3 protein-coding genes and 1 pseudogene are annotated in these 5,047 nt (G+C 64.3%); all 4 read right to left on the bottom strand.

Annotated features, from left to right (window positions below):
- A pseudogene (locus HMPREF3036_RS12365) lies at positions 1 to 208 on the bottom strand (hypothetical protein); the annotation flags it as partial.
- A 312-nt stretch (positions 209 to 520) separates the two neighbouring features.
- Positions 521 to 907, bottom strand: coding sequence for a tetratricopeptide repeat protein (locus tag HMPREF3036_RS10385; protein ID WP_005437193.1), 387 nt, complete (start codon positions 905 to 907; stop codon positions 521 to 523).
- Between the two features lie 96 nt (positions 908 to 1,003).
- Positions 1,004 to 3,508, bottom strand: coding sequence for an excinuclease ABC subunit UvrA (locus HMPREF3036_RS10390; protein WP_062334231.1), 2,505 nt, complete (start codon positions 3,506 to 3,508; stop codon positions 1,004 to 1,006).
- Positions 3,509 to 3,636: 128 nt separating this feature from the next.
- Positions 3,637 to 5,047: hypothetical protein (locus HMPREF3036_RS10395; protein ID WP_231853627.1), on the bottom strand; the 1,411-nt coding region annotated here is incomplete at its 5' end.

Consider the following 5,047-nt stretch of genomic DNA (forward strand, 5'->3'; position numbering starts at 1 on the left):
AGCGAGGTCTGCCGGCTTTCCGGAACATGTGACGTTGGAGAGCCTTCCAGACCGTCTTCCCGATGTTCTGAGCTTCATGGGCACCAATGTCGTTCCGACCACTCGCCTTACGATGATTATTCGCAATGATCGCAAGGCCGAATTCGGTTGGTCCAAAGACTTTATGAACGGCATTGAACGCTATTGTTCGCGCCTTCCCTTTCGACATGTCCCGTGCCTCCCGCCACGCCTTCGTCTCACGCATGCGCTGCAGACGCCCGAGAGCTGTCCCGAGCGTCGCATTGCGCATTGTAGAGCGTGCGTCCGAACTCAAACGCCTTTTCGAGAAAACGATTCTGCTGATCGTTCACACGAAGCGGAAGTTCGACAATGTAGGAAGAGGTGGAGGTGCGCATAAGGAAATGTTACTGCACGTCCGAAAAGTTTGTGCGCCTTCTCCTCCCATTGAAATGAGAGGCTTGCGGCGCACGGGTTCTGTCAAAAAGAGGGCGAAGTCCCGACCTGAGCGTACTCGACCGACTCATTGAACACCTTCGTCGATGAGGCGCTGCTCATAGTTGCAGCCGAGCTCGTGCTTGTTTTCGCATGCCTTGTGGTACCAGTCCTTGGCGGCCTTCTTGTCCTGAGGAACGCCCCTGCCGTCCTCGTAGATGAAGCCGAGCTTGAGCTGCGCCATGGCGTTGCCCTTTTCGGCGGCGCGGCGGTACCACTTGAGGGCCTCCTCGATGTTCTGCTCGACACCGTTGCCCTTGAAGTACATGTTGCCGAGGGCGAACTGGCTCTCGACGACGCCCTGTTCGGCACGCTCCCTCACGAGCGCGACGTCGGGAGCCGCAGCGGCGGAGGCCGCCGTGAGCGCGGCGATCACGCCTGCGACGATCGAAATGGAAGTCTTGCGGATGTTCATGATGTTCTTCTTCCCGTTCGTTGTTGCGTTGGATGCAGGCCTGAATCCGGCCCTGCGTCCGCTTTCTTGATTATGCCCGTCTTCATGAGCGCAGGCTTAAACCCGACGGCCGAGATGCCTGCCCGTGACGCTTCGGGGCTCTGCGGGCGCATCCTCGGGCACGCCTTCGAAGACGACCGCGCCGCCCGCGTCTCCGCCGCCCGGTCCCAGATCGATCATCCAGTCGGCCGCCCGGATCACGTCGAGGTCGTGCTCGATCACGATCACGGTTGCGCCCGCCTCGACGAGCCGCTCGAAGACCGCCATGAGCGTCGCGACGTTTTCAGGATGCAGGCCGATCGTCGGCTCGTCGAAGACGAAGAGCGCATCATCCTGGCCTCTGCCCATCTCGCCCGCGAGCTTGAGCCGCTGGGCCTCGCCGCCCGAGAGTCCGGGCGTCGCCTCCCCGAGCGTGAGGTAGCCGAGCCCGAGATCCTCGAGCACCCTGAGCCTTGCCGACACGGTCTTCATGTCGGCTGCCGCCCGAAGCGCCGTCGAGACGTCCATGTCCATGAACTCGGGCAGCGTGTACGCTGACTGCGTCCCGTGCGCCCCCGCCGCCTTCGCGGCGCGCCTGATTGCAAAGGCGGCCGGCGCATAGCGGCTTCCCCTGCACGCGGGACACGGCACGTCCACGTCGGGCAGGAACTGCACGTCGAGGCTGATCGAACCCGTGCCGTCGCATTCGGGACAGCGCAGCCTGCCCGTGTTGTACGAGAAGTCGCCCGCCTTCATGCCCGCGGCCTTCGCGTCGGGCGTCTTCGCGAAAGCCTTCCTCAGATCATCGTGCACGTTGGCATAGGTTGCAACCGTCGACCGGACGTTCACGCCGATGGGCGTCGCATCGATGAGCTTCGCCTGACGGATGCCCTGAGCCGAGATCGAGCCGACGTGCGCGGGCAGTGCCGTCCCGTCGATCGCGGCCCTGAGCGCCGGGAGCAGGCTCTCGAGCACGAGCGTCGTCTTGCCCGAACCCGACACGCCCGTCACCACCGTGAGTCTCCCCTTCGGAATCCTCACGCTCAGAGGTTTGACCGTATGGACCGCCTTCGTCTCAAGCAGGATTTCGCCATGCTCGAAAAGACTGTCTCGCGGCGTCTTCGTCCTCACGACCGCGGGTCTCCCCGACAGATAGGGCCCGATCATCGAATCGGAATTCGCCTCGATCTCTCCGACGCTTCCTTCGGCAATGACGCGACCGCCCTCGCGGCCCGCCTTCGGGCCCATCTCGATGATCCGGTCGGCCTCTCTCAGAATGTCGACGTCATGATCGACGAGAAGGACCGTGTTGCCGTCCGCCACCAGGTCGTGCATCACGGCCTTGAGCCCCTCGACGTTGGCGGGATGGAGCCCGATCGAAGGTTCGTCCAGCACGTAGAGCACGCCCGTCGTGCGGTTGCGCACGGCCCTCGCGAGCTGCATGCGCTGCCGCTCGCCCGTCGAGAGCGTCGAGGCCGCACGATCAAGCGACAGGTATCCGAGCCCGAGATCCAGAAGCCTCGCGGCCGTGTGTCCGAACGCCTCGCAGAGACTCTCCGCCATCGGCCGCATCTCGGGCGGGAGCGACGCGGGCACGCGGTCGACCCAAGCGCACAGGTCGACGAGCGGCATGCGGGAGACTTCGTCGATTGAGACGCCCATAATCTTCGGCGCCCGCGCGGCCTCCGAGAACCTTGAGCCCCTGCAGTCAGGGCATACATCAAGTCTCAGGAAACGCTCGACGCGCTTCATGCCCGACTCGTCCTTCACCTTGGCGAGCGCGTTCTCGACCGTCTTTACGGCCGAGAAGTACGTGAAATCAAGCTCCGCCGCATCGTTCGAACCCTTCGGATGATAGAAGATGTGCTTCTTCACCATCGGGCCGTCGTAGACGATCGCCTTCTCCTCGGGCGTCAGCTCTCTGAAGGGCACGTTCGTCCTCACGCCCATCGATCGACAGACGTCGGTCATGAGCGACCACATCAATGTGCGCCAGGGCATCACGGCGCCTTCTTCGATCGAAAGCGTCTCGTCGGGAACGAGCGTTGCCCTGTCGACCGACCTCACCATGCCCGTGCCGTCGCAAGTCCTGCAGGCGCCGCCGCTGTTGAAGGCCAGATCCTCCGCACCCGGCGCAAAGAACTTCGCCCCGCAGACCGGACAGACGAGCGCCTTTTCGGCCGCGACGTCGATCGTGGGCCCGACCATGTGGCCGTTCGGACACCTGTGAAACGCAAGGCGCGAAAACATGAGGCGAATCGTGTTGAGCAGCTCGGTCCCCGTTCCGAAGGTACTCCGGATGCCGGGCACGCCCGGTCTCTGATGGAGCGCAAGCGCTGCGGGAACATGGAGCACCTCGTCGACATCGGCCCGCGGCGCCTGCGTAAGCCGCCGGCGCGTATAGGTCGAGAGCGCCTCAAGGTAGCGCCGCGAGCCCTCGGTGTAGAGGACGCCGAGCGCGAGCGATGATTTGCCGGACCCGGAGACGCCCGCCACGCCGACGATTTTATTGAGCGGGATGTCGACGTCGACGTTCCTGAGATTGTGCACGCGCGCGCCGCGCACTTCGATCCTGCTCACCATTGTGCTGTGCTCCTTTTTTTGGAAAGACGTACTCAATCATACGTCCGATGCTCCGCCCAAAAGGCCCGCCTTCGCGACGGAAGACGGGCCGTTCCCGATCGGCCAGGCAGAACGGATCAATGTGGACGTCAGCCCGCTTCGCCCGTCCCGGCGGGTTCGGCAAAAATGAACTTCATGACCTTCTCCGTCACGTCGACGCCGTTCGACCTGATGATGCCGAAGCCCCTTTCGTCGGGTTCGACCGTCACGCGGGCGCGGCACTCGTCCTTCACGCGGCAGGCGAGCGCCTTCGAGTCGACGAGGTCCTTCACGAAGTCGTGCACGGCGACGACGTCGGGACGGGTCTTCATGAGTTCGTCGTCAAGCGGATGAATCTGGACGCCGACATCGAAGTCGGCGAACGTCTTCACATCCTTCCTCACGCCCATCGCGCCCATGGCGCGCACTTCAAGCCTCGGGAAGTCAAGCTCCACGTTCTGCATCTTCAGGCCGAGCCTGCCGTCCTGAGCGGCCTGCATGAGAGGCTCGAGCCCCTGCGGCGCGCCCGGGCGGCAGATGCCCGGCACGCTGCAGACGTCGGCGCCCACCAGAAGCCTGCCCGCCGCCTCGGGCAGCCACACGTCCTCGGGCGCCGTGACGGAGCCCTGGAAGTGCCAGTATCTGAGTGCGGAAAGCGGACCTGCAGCCGCGGGAGCCTTCTCAAGCGAACCGTCATGCGAGAAGTCGAACCGCCAGCCCGCATTCACCTTCCTCGCCGACAGGCGCGAGGCGCTCCTGCCGAACTTCACGTCGTCCTTCGCGTCGACCTTCTCGAACCCGGAGAATCCCGCGCCGTCGCTTTCAGCCGTGAGGATCACGGGCTCTTCGGTCTCGTCGGGTAGGAACCTGTAGACCAGACGCTCGCCCGCCCAGTTGAGGCGGAAGACGAAGGCGGAGAATCCCCAGTCGCCTTCGACCGGGAGCACGTGGTAGGGCACGCCGCTCGCGGGCGCATACGGAACGAGCCTGCCATCCTTCTCGACGGGTTCGGCCTTCACGATCCTGAAGGTCGTGAGCGCCTCGCCCGAGGCCGTGGTGCGACCGTCGACCTCGGCGTCGAGCCAGTGCACGCGCAGGTTCGTCGGCATGAACGGAAGCCCGAAGTCCATCGTCACCTGCGGCGAGGCCTTGTCGACGAAGGCCTGCAGCTCGGGCGTCGTCCTGAAGTGCCGCACGACGAGGCTCGGCGCCATGCCCAGACGCCAGACGCATTCGCCCCTGAGAGGCATCTCGGGCAGGCCCTGCACATGGAAGACCACCTCGAGCCTTCTCGAGCCGAAGGTCCTTTCGATCTCGGTCACCTCGATGCCCACGCCGGGCACGGGACTGCCCGCCGCCTTCAGGTCAAAGAGCATCTGATCAACCACCGACTGCTGCCAGCCGACATAGCCCGCGTAGCCCACGGCCAGCAGGCCCGCAAGGCATGCGCCGCCGAAGACAACCCGCTTTCTCCAAGGCATAGGCACCTCCATAGAATTGCCGCGAGGGAACATCCGACTT

Source organism: Sutterella sp. KLE1602 (assembly GCF_001578585.1).
In the GTDB taxonomy this organism is placed as follows: domain Bacteria; phylum Pseudomonadota; class Gammaproteobacteria; order Burkholderiales; family Burkholderiaceae_F; genus Sutterella; species Sutterella wadsworthensis_A.